Origin of the sequence: Massilia aurea, assembly GCF_014200505.1 — a bacterium.
GTDB lineage: Bacteria > Pseudomonadota > Gammaproteobacteria > Burkholderiales > Burkholderiaceae_D > Telluria > Telluria aurea_B.
The window spans coordinates 322614-342051 of record NZ_JACHBX010000004.1; the positions used below are offsets into that span (position 1 = coordinate 322614).

General features: G+C 65.5%; 20 protein-coding genes. 10 read left to right on the forward strand and 10 right to left on the reverse strand.

Annotation, left to right across the window (positions count from 1 at the left end; translation table 11 throughout):
* The first annotated feature begins 143 nt into the window (after positions 1-143).
* The gene (locus HD842_RS18500) at positions 144-728 is read left to right on the forward strand and encodes a DNA-3-methyladenine glycosylase (protein ID WP_183556225.1); all 585 of its coding nucleotides are present in this window, start codon (positions 144-146) and stop codon (positions 726-728) included.
* Here the strand turns inward: HD842_RS18500 and HD842_RS18505 are convergent.
* Positions 725-2440, reverse strand: coding sequence for a methyl-accepting chemotaxis protein (locus HD842_RS18505; protein WP_183556226.1), 1716 nt, complete (start codon positions 2438-2440; stop codon positions 725-727). The genes HD842_RS18500 and HD842_RS18505 overlap by 4 nt on opposite strands.
* 80 nt (positions 2441-2520) lie before the next feature.
* The gene (locus HD842_RS18510; protein ID WP_183556227.1) at positions 2521-2973 is read right to left on the reverse strand and encodes a cache domain-containing protein; all 453 of its coding nucleotides are present in this window, start codon (positions 2971-2973) and stop codon (positions 2521-2523) included.
* Positions 2974-3260: 287 nt separating this feature from the next.
* On the opposite strand from HD842_RS18510, the gene HD842_RS18515 reads away from it, so the two are divergent.
* The 3 genes from HD842_RS18515 to HD842_RS18525 all read left to right on the forward strand — a co-directional run bounded on the left by HD842_RS18515 (position 3261) and on the right by HD842_RS18525 (position 7363).
* A complete protein-coding gene (locus tag HD842_RS18515; RefSeq protein ID WP_183556228.1) occupies positions 3261-4655 on the forward strand; it encodes a KamA family radical SAM protein in 1395 nt (464 codons plus the stop codon).
* 29 nt (positions 4656-4684) lie between these two features.
* Complete coding sequence (locus HD842_RS18520; RefSeq protein ID WP_183556229.1) at positions 4685-5959, forward strand: MFS transporter; 1275 nt, start codon at positions 4685-4687, stop codon at positions 5957-5959.
* Positions 5960-6037: 78 nt separating this feature from the next.
* Positions 6038-7363 (forward strand): PQQ-dependent sugar dehydrogenase, encoded by a 1326-nt coding sequence (locus HD842_RS18525; protein ID WP_183556230.1) that lies wholly within the window; start codon positions 6038-6040, stop codon positions 7361-7363.
* Positions 7364-7470: 107 nt separating this feature from the next.
* On the opposite strand, the gene HD842_RS18530 is transcribed toward HD842_RS18525, so the two are convergent.
* Genes HD842_RS18530 through HD842_RS18545 form a run of 4 tightly spaced genes read right to left on the reverse strand, consistent with a single transcriptional unit; the run spans position 7471 to position 11632 of the window.
* Positions 7471-7797, reverse strand: a complete 327-nt coding sequence (locus HD842_RS18530; RefSeq protein WP_183556231.1) for a hypothetical protein — start codon at positions 7795-7797, stop codon at positions 7471-7473.
* 4 nt (positions 7798-7801) lie between these two features.
* Positions 7802-10306, reverse strand: a complete 2505-nt coding sequence (gene ctaD, locus HD842_RS18535; protein WP_183556232.1) for a cytochrome c oxidase subunit I — start codon at positions 10304-10306, stop codon at positions 7802-7804.
* Complete coding sequence (gene coxB, locus HD842_RS18540) at positions 10303-11271, reverse strand: cytochrome c oxidase subunit II (protein WP_221290712.1); 969 nt, start codon at positions 11269-11271, stop codon at positions 10303-10305. Before coxB ends, ctaD begins: the two co-directional genes overlap by 4 nt.
* 1 nt (position 11272) lies before the next feature.
* Positions 11273-11632, reverse strand: a complete 360-nt coding sequence (locus HD842_RS18545; RefSeq protein ID WP_183556233.1) for a c-type cytochrome — start codon at positions 11630-11632, stop codon at positions 11273-11275.
* Between the two features lie 195 nt (positions 11633-11827).
* On the opposite strand from HD842_RS18545, the gene HD842_RS18550 reads away from it, so the two are divergent.
* The 3 genes from HD842_RS18550 to HD842_RS18560 all read left to right on the forward strand — a co-directional run bounded on the left by HD842_RS18550 (position 11828) and on the right by HD842_RS18560 (position 13666).
* Complete coding sequence (locus HD842_RS18550; protein ID WP_183556234.1) at positions 11828-12394, forward strand: c-type cytochrome; 567 nt, start codon at positions 11828-11830, stop codon at positions 12392-12394.
* Positions 12391-12747, forward strand: a complete 357-nt coding sequence (locus tag HD842_RS18555) for a c-type cytochrome (protein WP_183556235.1) — start codon at positions 12391-12393, stop codon at positions 12745-12747. Before HD842_RS18550 ends, HD842_RS18555 begins: the two co-directional genes overlap by 4 nt.
* Positions 12748-12817: 70 nt before the next feature.
* On the forward strand, positions 12818-13666 hold the full coding sequence (locus HD842_RS18560) for a fumarylacetoacetate hydrolase family protein (RefSeq protein WP_183556236.1): 849 nt from the start codon (positions 12818-12820) through the stop codon (positions 13664-13666).
* A 6-nt stretch (positions 13667-13672) separates the two neighbouring features.
* Here the strand turns inward: HD842_RS18560 and HD842_RS18565 are convergent, their stop codons facing one another.
* On the reverse strand, positions 13673-14230 hold the full coding sequence (locus HD842_RS18565; protein ID WP_183556237.1) for a carboxymuconolactone decarboxylase family protein: 558 nt from the start codon (positions 14228-14230) through the stop codon (positions 13673-13675).
* A 131-nt stretch (positions 14231-14361) separates the two neighbouring features.
* Between HD842_RS18565 and HD842_RS18570 the strand changes: the two genes are divergently transcribed.
* A complete protein-coding gene (locus HD842_RS18570) occupies positions 14362-15687 on the forward strand; it encodes an aspartate aminotransferase family protein (RefSeq protein WP_183556238.1) in 1326 nt (441 codons plus the stop codon).
* 161 nt (positions 15688-15848) lie between these two features.
* Here HD842_RS18570 and HD842_RS18575 read toward each other — a convergent pair whose 3' ends face one another.
* The 3 genes from HD842_RS18575 to yjgA are packed head-to-tail and all read right to left on the reverse strand — an operon-like array spanning position 15849 to position 17729.
* Complete coding sequence (locus HD842_RS18575; RefSeq protein ID WP_183556239.1) at positions 15849-16517, reverse strand: alpha/beta hydrolase; 669 nt, start codon at positions 16515-16517, stop codon at positions 15849-15851.
* On the reverse strand, positions 16514-17143 hold the full coding sequence (mog, locus tag HD842_RS18580; RefSeq protein WP_183556240.1) for a molybdopterin adenylyltransferase: 630 nt from the start codon (positions 17141-17143) through the stop codon (positions 16514-16516). Before mog ends, HD842_RS18575 begins: the two co-directional genes overlap by 4 nt.
* Positions 17121-17729: a ribosome biogenesis factor YjgA gene (yjgA, locus tag HD842_RS18585; RefSeq protein WP_183556241.1), complete on the reverse strand. Its 609-nt coding sequence runs from the start codon at positions 17727-17729 to the stop codon at positions 17121-17123. Before yjgA ends, mog begins: the two co-directional genes overlap by 23 nt.
* Positions 17730-17822: 93 nt before the next feature.
* On the opposite strand from yjgA, the gene pmbA reads away from it, so the two are divergent.
* Together pmbA and HD842_RS18595 are read left to right on the forward strand one after the other, a co-directional pair.
* Complete coding sequence (gene pmbA / locus HD842_RS18590) at positions 17823-19175, forward strand: metalloprotease PmbA (RefSeq protein WP_183556242.1); 1353 nt, start codon at positions 17823-17825, stop codon at positions 19173-19175.
* A gap of 9 nt (positions 19176-19184) precedes the next feature.
* A complete protein-coding gene (locus HD842_RS18595) occupies positions 19185-19424 on the forward strand; it encodes a hypothetical protein (RefSeq protein ID WP_183556243.1) in 240 nt (79 codons plus the stop codon).
* The last annotated feature ends 14 nt before the right edge of the window (positions 19425-19438 follow it).

Below are 19438 nucleotides of genomic sequence, written 5' to 3' on the forward strand. Positions count from 1 at the left end.
AGGGCATCTCGGACGTTGCGGGGGAACGTGTCACTATACTCCACACGCCAAAATATTGCAGCAAGGCAATGTGCAAATCAACTGGTTAATGTAGCAATTCCACCATAGCGCCAGGGCACTGGCGTGCGCGCTAGAATCCCGACATGGCTATTTCGACAATTGCAGGAATTGATTTTTCCGCCGATGCCGCCACCGTGGCGCGCCAGCTGATCGGGGTGACGGTGCTGCTCGACGGGGTGGGTGGGCGCATCGTGGAGACCGAGGCCTATGACCGCGAAGATGCGGCCTCGCACGCGTTTGCCGGCGAGACCGAGCGCAATGCGTCAATGTTCGGTCCACCAGCGCATGCCTACGTCTACCGCTCGTACGGCATCCACTGGTGCCTGAACTTCGTGTGCCGCGAGGCGGGGCATGGCGCTGGGGTGTTGATCCGCGCGCTGGAGCCGGTGGCGGGGCTGGACGTCATGCGCGCCCGGCGCGATGCGCTGGAAGAGCGCGCGCTGTGTTCGGGGCCGGGCAAGTTGTGCCAGGCGCTGGGCGTGACGCGTGCGCATGACGGAATGGCGCTGGAGGGGGCGTCGTTTACCTTACTGCCGGCAGAGGCGGGACTGGTCGTCGTGGAAGGCATCCGCATCGGCATCTCGAAGGCGGTCGACGTGCCGTGGCGCTTCGGCCTGGCCGGCTCGCGCTTTCTGAGCCGGCCAATCCGTAGCCAGGCGCGCAACTAAGCCGACCCGCGGCGGCGCGTTGTCGCCGGCGGCAGGGCCGGCACCGGCTTCGCGCGCATCGTGCTGGCGCGGCTGCGGCGATCGGCCACGCCCTGGAAGCCCACCGCCGGCGCGTCGTCGTGCGCTTTTTCCATTCCTTCCACCTCTTCGACGTCGTCGTCACCCGGTGCGATGCGGAAGATCGCCACGGCCTTCGCCAGATTGACGGTCTGCTCGTTCAAGCTTTCGGCCGCTGCTGCGGCCTGCTCGACCAGCGCTGCATTCTGCTGCGTCATGCTGTCCATCTGTCCGACCGCGCGATTGACGTCGGCGATGCCGTCGGCCTGCTCGGTGCTGGCGATGCTGATGCGCCCGATGATGTCGTTCACCTGGCGCACCGACGAGACGATATCGCCCATGCTGGCGCCGGCTTCGCTGACCGACGCGTTGCCCCGTTCGATGATGCTGACCGAGTCCGCGATCAGGCCCTTGATCTCCTTGGCTGCTGCCGCCGAGCGCTGTGCCAGCGTGCGCACTTCGGACGCCACCACGGCAAAGCCGCGTCCCTGTTCACCGGCGCGCGCCGCTTCAACCGCTGCATTCAGGGCCAGGATATTGGTCTGGAACGAGATGCCGTCGATGACGCCGATGATCTCGACGATCTTGCGCGAACTGGCCTGGATCGATTCCATCGTCGTCACCGCCCCTTGCACCGCCTGGCCGCCGCGCGCGGCCAGCTGCGCCGCTTCGGCCGCCAGCTCGGATGCCTGGCGCGCATTGGTGGCGTTGTCCTTCACCGCCGTGGTCAAGGTCTCCATCGTGCTGGCCGTCTGCTCGAGCGAGCTGGCCTGCATCTCGGTGCGGCTCGACAGGTCCATATTGCCAGTGGCGATTTCGCGCGACGCCGTATCGATCGAGCGCACCGCCGTCATCACGCTGCGCAGCGCCGCATTCAGGCGCGCGATCGTGTGATCCAGCGCGCGGCCCGTGTCGGCGATTTCGTCGCGGCCCTGCGCGTCTACCGGTGGCGCGTCGAGCCGGCCCTCGGCCAGTTCGCCGACCGTGTGCGCGATCGAGTGGATCCCTGCCAGCATCGCGCGCCGCACCAGCATCGTCACCGCCAGCGACAGTGTGATCGACAGCAGCACCAGGCCAGCCATGGTCCAGCCCAGCGTGCGAAATTCAGCCCTGGCGGCGGCGTAGGCTTCCTGGTTCATGGTCTTTTCGATCTGTGCCAGTTGCGTCAGCGCGGCGTCAAGCGCGCCGAACTGCTGCTCGGCCTTCTGCATCGCATTGGTGGCGATCGACTGGTCCACGGCCGCCATCTCGATGGTCTCGCCGATCGCCTTGCGATAGCGCGTCAGCGCCGCCTGCGAGGCCGCGACCGGCGCGCGTTCTTCGCGTTCGGCGGCGTGCGCGAACTTGCCCAGTTTGTCGCCGATGGCGGCGTGCCGGCGGCCGATATCGGCCGTCAGTGCGCGCAAGCGGTTCTCGGCGAAGCTGCCATTGGTCCAGGCCAGCAACTGGTAGGCGTTGGCGTGGACGAAGCGCGCCTCGCCGGCGACATCGGCCACCGCCTGCAGGCGCGCCGCGCGCACCTGCACCATGTGTTCCAGCGAGGCGTTCTGGCGCACCATGCCATAGTAGGCGGCGCCTGACAGCATGGTCAGCAGCACGAGCACGAGGCCCGGGGCCAGCAGCAGTTTCTGGCCGATCCGCAGTTTGTTCAGCATGGGTCACTCCACAAAAAAAGCTGCCATCGCGGGCAGGGCGACGGCAGCGACAGCAGGGGATGCGCGAGGCCGGCGCAGGCTTATTTCTTGTAGATGCCCGCTTCGAGCACCACGCCGTCGACCAGCAGGATGTAGGTCGTCTTGGGTTCGATCTTGCCGGTGGTGGGATTCTTGTACTGGTAATCGACCCAGCCCTTGCCCTTGGCGGCGGCCAGCTCGATGATCTCGCGCCGGTACTTCTTGCCGTTCGCATCGGGTACGTCGGTCAGGTCCTTGCCGACGATCGACGGGTTGTAGGGGTGGGCCAGCACGATGCCGGTCTTGACGTCGCGCAGGTCGATGTACAGCGGGCCCTGGACGAATTCCGGGTCCTTGGCATTGATGCGCTTCATCATTTCATCCTTGCCCTTGGCCTTGATCAGGGCGGCGCCGCGTTCGGCCATGGCGATGGCGTCCTTTTCGGTCGGCTCATTGGCCAGGGCGGCAGTCGAGGCCAGCCCCAGGCACAGGGCGGCGGTAGCGATCAGTTTCATGGTGGTGCTTCCTTTCGCGGTAAATGCCTCGGAAATATTGCTTAAGTGCATTCACTACTCTAGCGGCGCGTGCCCGAGCCGGATTGCGCACGCACAAGCGCGTGGAAATCGCACGGGCGCCGTTGCGCCGATGCCGCACTTTTTCCTACAACAGCCCGTGATTGTCCTATTCATGCAGTCAGACACCATCTCATTGATTGATGGCAATTGCTGTCCATTTGGCCTCCCTAAGATGGGTTCTTTCCGGCAATCCGCCGCCTTCCCATCGTCTTCTTCTGGAGATCTTCGTGAACACGACTGCAACGACGCCCACCAAGTTCAAGCCCTTCACGCGCCAGTCGATCGTGAGCGCGCGCCAATGGGAGTGGCTCACGCCCGAGCTGCAGGAAGCCGTGCAGGTGGTCTCGCACGTGCTGCCGTTTCGCACCAATGCGTATGTGATGGATACGCTGATCGACTGGTCGCGGGTGCCGGACGATCCGATCTACCGCCTGACGTTCCCGCACCGCGACATGCTCCCGGGCGCCGAATACGAGCAGCTGCGCGACCTGGTGCTGGTCAAAAAAGACGACGCCGCGATCGCGCGCCTGGTGCACGCAATCCGCATGCGCATGAACCCGCACCCGGCTGGTCAGATGACGCACAACGTGCCGCGCGTGAACGATGCGCCGCTCAAAGGCCTGCAGCACAAGTACAAGGAAACCGTGCTGTTCTTCCCCAGCGCCGGGCAGACCTGCCATGCCTATTGCACCTTCTGCTTTCGCTGGCCGCAGTTCGTCGGCATGGACGACCTGAAGTTCGATGCGCGCGAGTGCGGCGAACTGGTGGACTACCTGAAGGTGCACACCGAGGTCACCGACGTTTTGATCACCGGGGGCGATCCGATGATCATGAATACGCGCTCGCTGGCCGAATTCCTCGAGCCGCTGTTGATCCCCGAACTGGCCCACATCCAGAACATCCGCATCGGCACCAAGTCGGTCGCGTACTGGCCGCAGCGCTTCGTGTCGGACAAGGACAGCGACGATCTGATGCGCCTGTTCGAGAAGGTGGTCGCGAGCGGCAAGAACCTGGCCATCATGGGCCACTACAACCACGCGGTCGAACTGCGCGCACCGATTGCGCAGCAGGCGGTCAAGCGCATCGTCGGCACCGGCGCCACGCTGCGCATGCAGGGGCCGCTGATCCGCCACATCAACGAAGACCCGAAAAGCTGGGCCGAGCTGTGGACCACGGGCGTGCGCCTGGGCGCGATTCCCTACTATATGTTCGTCGAGCGCGACACCGGCCCGCGCGACTACTTTGCACTGCCGCTGGCGCGCGCCCACGAGATCTTCCAGGCAGCCTATTCGATGGTGTCGGGCCTGTCGCGCACCGTGCGTGGACCGTCGATGAGCGCGTTCCCCGGCAAGGTCGTGATCGACGGCGTGGTCACGATCAATGGCGAAAAGCTGTTCGCGCTGCAGTTTCTGCAGGCCCGCAATCCGGAATGGGTGCGGCGGCCGTTCTTTGCCAAATACGACGCCACGGCGACCTGGCTCGATCACCTGAAACCCGCGTTCGGGCGCGATCGCTTTTTCTTCGAGACGGAAAGCGGCGGCGCGCTGCGCGGCGCCGGCGGCCGCGTGATCCCGCTGGTGCCGGCCGGCCAGCGCGGCCACGCCCAGCCCGACGCGGCATAGCCGGTCGACGCTTGGTCGGATCCTGCGCCATGCAACCCGCCGCCACGCTGGTGTCTCCCGCTCCTCCGCGCCTGTCCGGCCTGGCGGTGTTCGTGTACGTGTTCGTGCCGTTCGCGCTGGGGCATTACCTGTCCTCGCTGCTGCGCAACGTGAATGCGGTGCTGGCGTCGCAACTGGCGAGCGCGCTCGCGCTGACGCCGGGCCAACTGGGGCTGCTCACCAGCGCGTTCTTCTTTGCGTTCGCGCTGGTCCAGCTGCCGGTGGGGATGGCGCTGGACCGTTACGGGCCGCGCCGCGTGCAGGTGGCGATGCTGCTGGTGGCGTCCTGCGGCGCGGTGCTGTTTGCGCGTGGCGGCGGCTTCTGGAGCCTGCTCGCGGCGCGCGCCGTGATGGGGTGCGGCCTGGGCGGCTGCTTCATGGCGGCGGTCAAGGCCGTGTCGATCTGGATCGCACCGAGCCGGCTGCCATCGGTACACGGCTACCTGATCGCCGTGGGCGGCATGGGCGCGGCCAGCGCCACGATGCCGGTGCGCGCGATGCTCGAGTACACCGACTGGCGCGGCCTGTTCGTGCTGCTGGCAGGCCTGGTCGCCTGCACCGGCCTGCTGATCGCGCTGCTGTACCCGAAGCTTGACGATGCGGCGCCCGCCCGGAGCCCGTTATCGCCGCTCTTGCCGGCGCTGCGCGAGGTCTGGCGCGCGCCTGGCTTTCGCGCCGTGGTAGCGCTGGTGCTGGTGCCGCACGCGGTGTTTTTCGGGGTGCAGGGTCTGTGGATCGGGCGCTGGCTGGCCGACGTGGCGCTGTACCCGGAAGACGCCGTCGCCTACCTGCTGTACCTGGGCATGGCGGCCGTGGTGTTTGGCGCCATCGCAGTGGGGATGATCACTGAGTGGGCGGGGCGGCGCGGCATGCCGCCGCTCGATGTGGCGGCCGCCGGCATCACGATGTTCGTGCTGATCCAGGCCGCGTTCGTGATCGGCTACCGGCCCAGCTTCCCGTGGCTGTCGGTGATGTTCACGCTGGCCGGCACGGTCACCGGCATCGATTACGCGATCGTGGCCCAGTCGATGCCGCGCGCGTTGACCGGGCGCGCCGCCACCTTCCTGAACCTCTTGATCTTCATCGGCGCGTTTCTGGTGCAGGCCGGCTTTGGCGTGGTGATCGGACTGTGGCAGCCCGACCTGCTGGGCCACGCGCCTGCCGCCGCCTACCGCTGTGCGTTCGCGCTGCTGGTGCTGATCCAGGTGCCCGGCTTGTGGCAGTACGCGCGCCGCCGCCGGGGGGCACCGTTGCCGGCCACCTGAGATTGCTGCCACGTAACGTACGTGCTGTAATGTTTTGTCAATATAAGATTTCCCCATTCTGTATATTGGGGGAACTCCATGCGACATCATCTGCCGCGCCTGTGCGCCGGCGCCACCCTCCTGTTGCTGGCCGCCTGCGGCGACAAGTCGACGCTGCCGCAAGGCGCCGACATCGGGCCGCAGCCCGAGCTCAAGGCGCCCAACAAGACCCTGATCCCGACGGTCAACATCGCAAAGGCCACCGGCTGGCCTGCGGGCGTGATGCCTACGGCGGCGGCCGGCCTGGACGTGAACGCCTTCGCCACGGCGCTCGACCATCCGCGCTGGTTGTACGTGCTACCGAACGGCGACGTGCTGGTGGCCGAATCGAATGCCCCGGCCAAGCCGGACGCCGGCGGGATCCGCAACTGGATACAGAGCAAGGTGATGGCCCGCGCTGGCGCCGGTGTACCGAGCGCGAACCGCATCACGCTGCTGCGCGACGCCGACGGCGACGGCGTGGCCGAACTCAAAACGGTCTTCCTGAAGAACCTGCATTCGCCGTTCGGCATGGCGCTGGTGGGCGACATGCTGTACGTGGCCAATGCCGATGCCATCGTGCGCTTCAACTACAAGGAAGGCGCCACCGAAATCACCGAGGCCGCGCAACCGGTCGCGCCGCTGCCGGCCGGGCTGAACCACCACTGGACCAAGAACATCATCGCCAGCCAGGACGGCAAGAAGCTGTACGCCACGGTCGGCTCGAACAGCAACGCCGCCGAGAACGGCATGGACATCGAAAAGAACCGCGCTGCGATCCTTGAGGTGGACCTGGCCAGTGGCGCAGGTTTTGGCAAGGTCCGTGTGTTCGCGTCGGGCCTGCGCAACCCGAACGGCATGGCGTGGAATCCGCAGACGGGCGCGCTGTGGACGGTCGTGAACGAGCGCGATGAAATCGGCAGCGACCTGGTGCCCGATTACCTGACGTCAGTGAAGGAGGGCGGCTTCTATGGCTGGCCGTACAGCTACTACGGCAAGAACATCGATGCGCGCGTCAAGCCGCAGCGGCCTGATTTGGTGGACAAGGCGATCGTGCCCGACTACGCGCTGGGCGCGCACGTGGCCGCGCTGGGCCTGACGTTCTACGAAGGCACGCTGCTGCCAGCGCAGTATCGCAACGGCGCGATCATCGGCAACCACGGTTCATGGAACCGCAAGCCGCGCTCGGGCTACAACGTCGTGTTCATCCCGTTCCGGGACGGCATGCCGAACGGGAAACCGGTCGACATCCTCAGTGACTTCGTCAATAAGGATGGCGAGGCGCAGGGCCGGCCGGTGGGCGTTGCCGTGGACAAGAAGGGCGCGGTGCTGGTGGCCGACGACGTCGGTAACGTGATCTGGCGGGTGGTGCCGGACGCCGGGTAATACCAAGACGTCCCCACGTCGTTCCAGGGAAGGCTGGAACCCAAGTGTGCTTGCGTTATTGGCACCGCGAAGAACTTGGGTTCCCGCCTCCGCGGGAACGACGTGTTTCAGGCGCAGCCGGTGACCAGCAGCACCGGAATCCCGGTCCACGCCACCGCCACCACGGCCAGCACCGCGCTGGCCGCACCCACATAATCCACGAACTCGTCGGACCCCTGGCGCAGGCGCTTACCGGCCAGGGCGCCGACCCACACGCACGCCGCCATCGACAGCAGCGTCGCGCCGCCCAGCAGCCACGGATTGGGGCCCGCAGCGCGCAGCGCGCCCGGCGTGCACTGGCTCGCCGCCACGATATACGCGAACGCGAAGTGCGCGCCCCAGATCAGCAGGGGCAGCGAAGCGCGTGTGGCGCGCGAAAAGAAATGGTCGCTCATCGGATCACTCCATCACCAGCAGCAGGCCGCGGATCACCAGGAATCCGGCGAAGCCCTGCAGCGTCACGTAATGCCAGATCAGCGCGATATTGTCGCGCGTGGCACGGTTCTCGGGGACGATCATGCCGCGCCAGGCGCGCACGCACAGGTACGGCGCGGCCAGCAGCAGCACGAACAGCATGATGCCCTGGAAGCCGAGCAGGATCGAGATCGATGCGCTCCATGTATCGCGGGTGCCGTCCAGGTTCACCAGGCGCCAGCTGTAGACGTCGACGCCGAAGGCGCCGGCGGTGCACGCCAGTGCCACGATCAGCACCCACGGCGTGAGCTTGTTCGAGACCCGGTCGCTCAGCCACACCAGCGCGGAGCCGCCCAGCAGCAAGGCGGCCGACAGCAGCGTCCACGACCACGCTGGCAGCGATGCGCCCGGCGGTGGGCAGATCTGCAGCCGCATCGACGTGTGGATGTAGACGTAGGCGAACGAGCAGTAGATCAGGAACAGCACGATCAGCATGATGAACGTGCCCCACCACGAGTGCGACGCCGTGCCGCGCGCGCCGATCGGCAGCGTGACGCCGCCGCCGATGTCGGCTTCGCGCATCGGCACCTTCTGGTCCGACTGCCACAGCCAGGCGATGATCGAGCCGATGGCGATCACGCCGCAGATGGTTGCCAGCACGTTGGCTTTCACGGTCAGCAGCAGGAAGAAGCCGGCGGTGCCGAAGGCGCCCAGCACGGTCAGCCAGCTGTCGCCCGGCAGGATCATCAGGTAGGTCGGCCTGGCGCTGACCGGGCTGGTGGAGATGGTTTCGCGGCGGCCGGTCACGGTGTTCGGCAGGTAGTGGCGGCCTTCGGCGACTTCCTTCGACAGCGTCGGCTGGTCCCACAGCGGGTCGTCCGACGTGATGATCGGGATGCTGCGGTTGCCGTAGTCTTCCGACGGCAGCCATTCGAGCGTGGCCGCATTCCACGGATTGCCCACGTCCTTGGTCGGACGGCGCAGCGTGCGCGTGGCGTCGATGATCATCAAGAGGATGCCGAGCGCGAACAGGAACGAGCCCAGGGTCGAGATCATGTTCAGCGCATCCCAGCCCATCTCGCTCGAATACGTGTAGACGCGGCGCGGCATGCCGAACAGGCCCGTGATGTGCATCGGGAAGAAGCTGATGTTGAAGCCCCCGAACAGCAGCCAGAAGGTCCACTTCGACAGGCGCTCGGACATCGTGTTGCCGTTGATGAGCGGGATCCAGTAGTAGATCGCGGCAAATACCGGGAACACCATGCCGCCGATGAGCACATAGTGCAGGTGGGCCACGATGAAGTAGGTGTCGTGCACCTGCCAGTCGAACGGGATCACGGCCACCATCACGCCGGTCAGGCCGCCCAGCACGAAGATGAACATGAAGCCGAGCATGAACAGCGTTGGTGCATTCATCCTGATGCGGCCGCTCCACAGCGTGGCGATCCAGCCGAACACCTGGATGCCGGTGGGGATCGCCACGGCCATGCTGGCCGCCGAGATCAGGCTCATTTCAATGACGCCCAGGCCGGCCGTGAACATATGGTGCGCCCACAGGCCGAAGCTGAAGATACCCACGCCGACCAGCGCGACGACGATCGCGCGGCGGCCCACCAGCCGGTTGCCGGCGATGGTCGGAATCATCGTCGAGATCATGCCGGCGGCCGGCAGGAAGATGATGTAGACCTCGGGGTGGCCGAAGAACCAGAACAGGTGCTGCCAGATGATCGGGTCGCCGCCGCGTTCGGGGTCGAAGATTGGCAGGTTGAGCGCGCGCTCGAGTTCGAGCAGCGCCGTGCCGGCAATCACGGCTGGGAAGGCGATCACGATCATCACGCCCACGACCAGCATGGCCCACGCATACACCGGCATGCGGCGCAGCGTCATGCCCGGCGCGCGGGTAAACAGGATGCCGACGATCAGTTCGATGGCGCCGGCAATGGCGGAAATCTCGATGAAGCCGATCCCCAGCAGCCAGAAGTCGGCGTTGAGGCCAGGCGAATACTTCATGCCCGTCAGCGGCGGGTACATGAACCAGCCGCCGTCCGGCGCCAGGCCCCAGAACAGCGTGCAGAAGAAGGCCAGGCCACCAAAGGCGTAGCACCAGAACGCATACGCGGACAGGCGCGGGAACGGTAAATCGCGCGCGCCCAGCATATTCGGCAGCAGATAAACGGCGATCGCCTCGACGATCGGAATCGCGAACAGGAACATCATCACGGTGCCGTGCATCGTGAAGATCTGGTTGTAGGTGCCGGCCGAGACCAGGTCGTTGTCCGGCACCGACAGCTGCACCCGCATGATCAGGGCCAGGATGCCGGCCAGGATGAAGAACAGGATCGCCGTGCCGATGTACAGCAGGCCGATATTGGTGTTGTTGACCGACTTGAAGAAGCCCAGACCGGATGGCGTCTTCCACACGGCCTCCAGTTTTTCCAGCTCCTCTGGCGGGCGTGGGGCGGAGTTGGGTAAGGTTGCGTCGCGCGTCATTTCAGGTGCTCAAGGTAGGTGGCCAGTGCGCGCAGGGTCTCGCCGTCCAGGTCCGGGGAGGGCGGCATGAAGACGCCCGTTTTGATGGCTTGCGGGTCGGCGATCCAGCCGGCCAGCGTACCGCGGTGGTTGCGCAGCGTGCCGGCGGCGATGTGCCGGCGGCTGCCGATGTGCGTGAGGTCAGGACCGAGGCGCGGGGCATCGGCAATCCGGGCATCCAGCTGTGGCGCGACATCGGTCACGCCGCGGATAGTGTGGCAGGTCTGGCACTGCTGCGCGAGAAACGCCTCGCGGCCGCGCTGCAGCACCGTGGTGTCGGCCGGCACGGCCGGCTGGGCCTGGCGCGCGAGCCAGGCGTCGAACTCGGGGCGCGGCAGGGCGATCACGTGGAACGCCATGCGGGCATGCTGCTCGCCGCAGTATTCGGCGCACTGGCCGCGGTAGGTGCCCGGCTTGTCGGCGCGCAGGTTCAGGCCCGTCACGCGGCCCGGGATCATGTCGCGCTTGCCCGCCAGCGATGGCACCCACAGGCTGTGGATCACGTCCGATGCGGTCAAGCCCAGGTACACCGATTCGCCAACCGGAATGACGATCTCGTTGGCGCTGATGATTTCGCGGTTGCTGGTCGGATCGCGGTAGCGCACTTCCCACCACCACATCTTGCCGGTCACGGAGATGCTCAATGCCTTGTGCGAGGTTTGCGGCACCAGTTGGCCGGTGCGCCAGGTGCTCCAGGTAAGCAGCGCAGTGAGCACGATGACCGGGAACGCGATGCCGGCGCCCAGGATCCAGACACCGGGCGTGATCGGGCGCGCCTGGCGCCGCATGGCCAGCGCGAGCAGGCCCATGACGATCGCAAAGATCACCGTGCCGCCGACGAACAGGACCCACGTGAACTGATAGATAATGGCCGCGTCGGCGCCGGCCGGGTGCATGACGGACTGGATGTCGCTGATTGGCGTCATATTATTTGAGCGAATACATGAAGGCGGCCATGTGGCGCGCCTCGTCGTCAGTGATCCCGAGCGCCGGCATCAGGGTGCCGGGTTTCACGGCGGGCGGATTTTGCAGGAAGCGGATCATGTTCTCAGGCTGGTTCGGGATGCTGCCGGCGATATAGCTCAGGCGGCCCATGCTCTCGAGCGACGGACCGGCATCGCCGTTCGGGCCCTGTACTTCGGGGATGAAGTGGCAGGCGGCGCACTGGTATTGCTGCACCAGCAGGCGGCCACGTTCGGGATCGCCGCCGGCGACGCGCGAAGCGGGTTCTTCTTTTGCGCAGCCGCTCGCCAGGGCTGCGAGGACGAGCAGGGCGCCCGTTGTCATGTGCTTACTCACACGCGTAGTGCGGGATGTCCTCAGTACAGAAGACAAGCCTTGATATTGACGAGATGGGTTGCGCACGGTTGATTTTTCGTGAAAAAGCGATGGCTTTTATAATACAAGGAAAGTAGATGTCATTCTTTCAACTGGACGCCCTAGGCTATGCTATCGAATCGCGCACGACTTATTGTCAAGACCATGGTCCTGACCCTGCTGGGGGCGGGCACGATCGGCGCCGTCGGTGGCCTGATCGTGCTGCGCGGCGGCTTCTATGACCTGAGCGCGATCACGCAGCATTACGCGCTGGTGTACACGGTGCTGGGTGAGGGCATGCAGTACTCGGTGCAGAACCATGCGCGCGAGATCGTGGTGCCACCAAACCTGAACACGCCCGAACGCCTGCAGCGCGGCGCGCTCGTCTACCAGGCCAACTGCGTGCAATGCCATGGCGGGCCGGGCGTCGCGCCCAATACGATCGGGATGAGCATGCAGCCGGCCCCGGGCCCGCTGGTCGATGCCGATGTCAACTGGAAGACGCGCGAGCTGTACTGGATCACCCGCAACGGCATCAAGATGAGCGGCATGCCGGCCTGGGAATACCACCTGAGCGAGCCGGACATGTGGGCGGTGGTGGCGTTCGTGGGCGCCATGCCGGGCATGACGAGCCAGGACTTCAAACGCATGACGGCGGGCGGTGCGGTGCCGCCGCATGTCGAGCAGACAGCAACGGGCCGCGCGCAGCAGGGTCAGGAAGGCCAGCCATGAAATCCACGATCACCATCCTCCTTGGCGTGTCCGCGCTGCTGGCCGGCTGCGGCCCGAAACTGGCCCCCGGCCTGGTCGGCGACCCGATGCGCGGCAAGATCGCCGCCGCGCAATACGCCTGCCATTCCTGCCACGTGGTGCCGGGCGTGCCAGGCTCGGACGTTCGCGTGGGCCGGCCGCTCGATGAACTCGCGCAGCAGCGCTACATCGCCGGCAAGCTGCCCAATACCCAGGCCAATCTGGTGCGCTGGATCCGTGATCCGCAGGCGATCGATCCGGGCAACGCGATGCCGAACATGGGCGTGAGCGAGCGCGATGCGATCGATATCAGCGCCTACCTGCTTAGCCACTAAGGCATTGGTTGAGATGAGTGGTTGACACCATTCATTGGTATCATTCGCGTTTTTCTACAGGAATGACATCATGAGACTGGTCCGCTATGGCCGCCCGGGCAAGGAAAAGCCGGGCCTGTTCGATGAAGAGGGCCGCCTGCGCGACCTGTCCGGCATCATCGACGACATCGATCCGTCGCAGCTGTCCGACAAGGCGCTGCGCAAACTCGCCAAACTCGATCAGAAAACGCTGCCGCTCGTGCGTGGCAATCCGCGTCTGGGCGTGCCGGTCAAGGGCATCGGCAAATTCATCGGCATCGGCATGAACTACCTGGACCACGTGCGCGAAACGGGCGCCGAGGTGCCGGCCGAACCGATCTTCTTCACCAAGGCGATCAGCGCCCTGAACGGCCCGGACGATCCGATCCAGCTGCCGAAAGGCGCGAAGAAAACCGACTGGGAAGTCGAACTCGGCGTGATCATCGGCACGCGCGCGCAGTACGTGAGCGAAGAAGAGGCGCTCAAGTTCGTGGCCGGCTATTGCGTGGTCAACGATGTGACCGAGCGCGCCTTCCAGTTCGAGATGGGCTCGCAGTGGGACAAGGGCAAAGGCTGCGATACCTTCGGCCCGGTCGGCCCGTTCCTCGTCACGCGCGACGAGATCCTCGACGTGCAGGACCTCGACCTGTACCTGGAACTGAACGGCAAGCGCATGCAGACCGGGAACACGGCCAGCATGATCTTCAGCGTCGCGCAGCTCGTGAGCTACGTGTCGCGCTTCATGACGCTCGAACCGGGCGACATCATCACCACCGGCACGCCGCCGGGCGTGGGCATGGGTCGTAAGCCGCAGCGCTTCCTCAAGAAGGGCGACCAGCTGCGCCTGGGGATCGCCGGTCTCGGCGAGCAGCAGGCCGACGTCGTGGCGTATCCGAAGTAAGGGGTATTACGGCGGGCCGCCACGCGGCTCGCCTGTATCCGGTACGGCGGTGCGCGCCGTATTCATCACCATCGCCAGCAGCGTGTAGTAGCCGCAGATCCCCATCAAGTCGACCGCGCCCTGTTCACCGAACAGCGCCAGCGCATCCGCATACACGCGGTCTGACACCGTCTTTGTCTCGTGCAGCTCGATGCAGAAGTCGTGCACCACCGCCTCGTCGACCAGCATGTCGGCAGGCCGCTCGCGCGCTGCAATCGCTGCAATCACCGATGCCGGAATCCCCGCCTGCGCCGCGATCGGCGCATGGATCGCCCATTCGACGGCCTGGTCCCACTGGCGCGCCGTGACCAGGATCGCCAGTTCCGACAAGCGCACGCCGAGCGCGCTGCGGTAGCGCAGGTACTCGCCCATGCGCTGCGCATGCAGCATCAGTTCGGGACTGCGCAGCAGCGGCACGAACGGACCGTAGACGGCGCCACGCGGGCCGTCGATGATCTCCTGCGCCGCGGCGCGCTGGGCCGTGGTCAACGCGTGATCGGGGATGGGGCCGAGACGTTCATTCATCGAGCATACCTGCCTGTTGTATCGAAATTGAAGGCAGGAAAATATTCGCACGGCCCGCGCTAAAAATCAAAAGAAGTGCCTCGGAGCACGCTTATCGTCAAGCGTTGCAGTCACCGCCGAGGGAGCCGTTCATGAGCCACATCATCCACCGCAACCTGCGCCAGATGCCGCCCACGGCGGTTGGCGGCGCCGGTATTGTGCTGCGCGACAGCAGCGGCAAGACCTACCTCGACGCCAGCAGCGGCGCCGCCGTGTCGTCGCTCGGCCACGGCCACCCGGACGTCATCGCAGCGATGCACCGCCAGATCGACCGCTGCGCCTATGCCCACACTGCGTTCTTCACCACCGAAGTGGCCGAGCAACTGGCCGATCGCCTGATCGCCGGCGGGCCGCAGGACATGGGCGGCGTGTATTTCGTCTCGGGCGGTTCGGAAGCGATGGAGACCGCGCTCAAGCTGGCGCGCCAGTACTGGGTCGAGGCGGGCGAGCCGCAGCGCACGCAATTCATCGCGCGCCGCCAGAGCTACCACGGCAACACGCTGGGCGCGCTGGGCGTGGGCGGCAACGAGTGGCGCAAGCGCGCCTTTGCCCCGCTGCTGAAGGAGGCGCTGCGCGTCGCGCCCTGCTATGCCTACCGGGGTTGCGGCGAAGGCATGTCGCTCGACGACTACACGGCCGGCCTGCTCGACGAACTCGAAACGGCCGTCATCAAGGCCGGGCCGGACACCATCATCGCTTTCGTGGCCGAGCCGGTGGTGGGCGCCACCGGCGGCGCGATCCCGCCCACGCCGGGCTACTTCCAGGGCGTGCGCGATATCTGCGACCGGCACCGGATCCTGTTCATTGCCGATGAAGTCATGTGCGGCATGGGCCGCACCGGCAGCATGTACGCGATCGGACAGGAGGGCGTGGCGCCGGACATCGTCGCCGTGGCCAAGGGCCTGGGCGCCGGCTACCAGCCGATTGGCGCGGTGCTGGCGCACGAGGCGATCGTCGACACGCTGCGCCAGCGCAGCGGCATGTTCCAGCACGGGCACACGTATATCGGCCACCCGGTGGCGGCAGCGGCGGCGCTGGCGGTGCAGCAGGTGATCGAGCGTGACGATCTGCTGGCGCAGGTAGGGCGCCGCGGCGCGTTGCTGCGGCGGATGCTGGACGAGGTGTTTGGCGCGCACGAACACGTGGGCGATATCCGGGGACGCGGTTTGTTTCTGGCGCTGGAATTTGTGCGCGACCGCGAGACGAAGGCACCGTTCGCGCCGGAAGTGAAGCTGCATGCGGCGATCAAGGCCGAGGCGATGGCGCGCGGTTTGCTGGTGTATCCGATGGGCGGGACGATCGATGGTCAGCTGGGTGACCACGTATTGCTGGCGCCGCCGTTCATCGTGACGCCGGGGGAGTTGTCGGAGATCGTGTCGCGGTTGGCGGATGCCGTGGAGGCGGCGATCGTGGGCTGATGTGGCGTTGGTGGTGCGCTTCGAAACTTGGGTTCCCGCCTTCGCGGGAACGACGTTTTTTCAGGCACGTGACCAAGATGAATGGCCGTAGTCCGCTACCAATGCACGTCATTCACGCGGAGGCGGGAATCCAAGTCAGCCCGCATACCAATCACGTCAAATCAAGCCACGACCTTGCGAATCCATGTCGAGATGTCCTGCACCTCTTCGAGGCACAGCGTGTGCTGCATCGGATACGCATGCCACTCGACCTGGTAGCCGAGCGCCTCGACGACCTTGCGCGACTCTTCGGCGCGGGCAAACGGCACCACCGGATCCTGCACGCCGTGCGCCATGAAGATCGGCGTGGCCAGGCTGGCTTCGCTGCGCTCGGCGCCGGCGACGCTGGACAGCGGCAGGTAGCCCGACAGGCACAGCATGCCCGCCAGTTTCTCGGGATGGCGCAAGCCCGTCTGCAGCGTCATCGCGCAACCCTGCGAGAAGCCAGCCAGGATGATGCGCGAGGCCGGGATGCCGCGTGCTTTTTCGCGGGCGATCAACGCCTCGACCTGCAACTGCGATGCGCGCAGGCCGCCTTCGTCTTCGCGTCGCGTGAGGTCGGTGGCGACGATGTCGTACCACGAGCGCATCACGTAGCCGCCGTTGATCGTCACCGGCATCGTGTTCGCATGCGGGAACACGAAGCGGATGGCCGGCAGGCCGGTCAGGTCCAGTTCGCGCACGAGCGGCACGAAGTCGTTGCCATCGGCGCCCAGGCCGTGCAGCCAGACGACGGCGATGGTCGGATTCGGGGCGGTCTCGATTTCGATATTGTCCAGCAGCTGGGTCATGGTGTCTTTCGCAATGCCGATTTGGGGCGGAAGGTCTTGCTCACCGCCGGATTGGTTTCCATATACGGGCCGCCAATCAGGTCGACGCAGTAGGGGACGGCCGCGAAGATGCCGCCGACAATCGTGGCGCCGGCGTCGTCCTTGAGGCCTTCGAGCGTTTCCTTGATCGACTTGGGCTGGCCCGGCAGGTTCATGATCAGGGCCGCGTGGTCGGCGGTTTCACGGATCACGGCTGTCTGGCGCGACAGGATCGCGGTGGGCACGAAGCGCAGGCTGATCTGGCGCATCTGCTCGCCAAAGCCGGGCATCTCTTTGGTGGCAACCGCCAGCGTGGCCTCGGGCGTGACGTCGCGTCGCGACGGGCCGGTGCCGCCGGTGGTGAGCACCAGGTGGCAGCGCGCCGTGTCGACCAGCTCGATCAGCGTGGCTTCGATGGCCGCGCGCTCGTCCGGGATCAGGCGCGTCTCGATGCGGTACGGCGTCGTGAGCGCGCTGGCCAGCCAGTCGTTCAGCGCCGGGATGCCCTTGTCTTCGTAGACCCCGCCGCTGGCGCGGTCGGAAACGGAGACCAGGCCGATCACCAGCACATCGTCAGCCACAGCGTTATTCGTCGTCGGACTCGTCATCGTTCGCTTCTTCGTCTTCGGCAGCGGCAGCCGCATCGGCTTTCTTCTTCTTTTGCAGGTCCTTGAGGATCTGGAAGATTTCGCGGAAGGCTTTCGGCGGCTTGGATTCGGCCACTTCCTTGCGCGCGTTGCGAATCAGGGTGCGCAGGTGCTGGACGTCGAGCTCGGGGTTTTCTTCGAGCAGCACGGTCAGCGCCGTGTCGTCCGACAGCAGCTTGTCGCGGCGGCGCTCGAGTGCGTGCAGCGACGCTGTTTCGGCCTTCGACGCGCCTTTCCAGCTGTCGATCGTGCGCTGGATGACGGCGACTTCTTCTTCGTTCAGCGTGCGCATTTTCTTGCCCACGAATTGCAGCGCGCGGCGCCGGCCTTCGTGGTTGGTAATGGTCTGGCACGTGAGGATGGCATCGCGCACGTCCTCCGGCATCTCGACGCGCTTGACGCGGTCGCGCGCCGCTTCGACGAGCTGCTCGCCGAGCTTCTGCAACTCGTTCGACTGGCGCTTGAGCTCAGATTTGGAAGGACGGTCGTACTCTGGTTCGAACTCGTTGGACTGGAAGCCCACCGAGCCGCGATTTGGATTAGGCATGATTTGGATGATTTGATTGGCGCTGGGCCGATCAGTGAAAACAGTAAACGGCTGCTATGATAACTGTTTTAGGGACGGCCACGAAAAACACACATGAATGACACCCCTTTTACCCACACCCAGGATCAGCTGAAACAGCTGGCGCGCGACATGCTGGCGCTTGCGCGCGAGCAGGGTGCGTCCGATGCAGCGGTCGAAATCAGTGAAGGGAGCGGGCTGTCGGTTTCTGTGCGTAAAGGCAATATCGAGACGATCGAGCAGAACAAGGACAAGGGCCTGGGCATCACCGTGTATTTCGGCCAGCGCCGCGGCAACGCGAGCACGTCCGACTTTTCCGCCGATTCGCTCAAGGCCACGGTCGAAGCAGCATCCAACATTGCGCGCTTCACGGCCGAGGACGACTGCGCCGGCCTGCCCGACGCCGACCTGATCGAAACCGCGCCGCGCGACCTGCGCCTGTTCTACCCGTGGCCCATCTCCACTGAACAAGCTGTCGAGCTGGGCCAGCGCTGCGAAGCCGCCGCGTTCGCCGTCGACAAGCGCATCACCAATAGCGAAGGCGCCAGCGTCTACGTGCAGCAGTCGCACTTCGTGGCCGCCAATTCGCGCGGTTTTCTGGGCGGCTACCCGTTCTCGCGCCACACGATCTCGGTCGCGCCCATTGCCGGCAAGGGCAACGGGATGCAGCGCGACGACTGGTACACGTCGTCGCGCGACCCCAAGCAACTGGCCGCACCTGAAAAAGTCGGCCGCTACGCCGCCGAGCGCGCGCTGGCGCGCCTGAATGCCCGCAAGCTCAACACCCGCACCTGCCCGGTGCTGTTTGAAGCACCGCTGGCTGCGGGCCTGTTGGGCGCGTTCGTGCAAGCCGTCTCCGGTGGCGCGCTGTACCGCAAGTCCACGTTCCTGCTCGACATGCTGGGCAAACCCGTATTCCCGTCGCATATCCAGGTGGTCGAAGACCCGCACCTGATCGGCGGCGTTGGCTCGGCCCCGTTCGATGATGAGGGCGTCAAGACCGTGCGCCGCAAGGTGATCAGCGATGGCGTGCTGCAAGGCTATTTCTTGTCGTCGTATACGGCGCGCAAGATGGGCATGCCAACGACCGGCAACGCCGGCGGTGCGCACAACCTCGAGATCGTCTCGACGGCCACCCGCCGCACCGACGATTTCGAAGGCATGCTGCGCAAACTCGGCACGGGCCTCCTGGTGACCGAACTCATGGGGCAGGGCGTCAACTACGTCACCGGCGACTATTCGCGCGGTGCCTCCGGTTACTGGGTCGAGCAGGGCGTGATCCAGTATCCGGTCGAAGAAATCACGATCGCCGGCAATATGCGCGATATGTTCCAGCAGATCGTTGCCGTCGGCACCGACACGCTGGTTCGCGGCAACAAGACCACGGGCTCGATTCTGATCGAGAACATGGTCATTGCCGGCAACTAAGGAAAACGCATGACCCGCTTCGTTCGCATCGACAAGGAAAGCAGCCCCAAGACGGTCCTGCTCAACCTCGACTTGGTAGCCACCGTGGAGCTCGCTCCCCAATCCGATCTGCTCAGCTCGAGCGGGGACGGCCGCAAGGTGTATGCCACTTTCCTGGCGCCGGATAAAACCGCGATCGCCACCCTGCATTTCGACAGCAGCAGCGACGCCAACGCCTGGGTAAAGGCACATTTGGGCGTCGATCTGTAATCCACCGAAGGGAT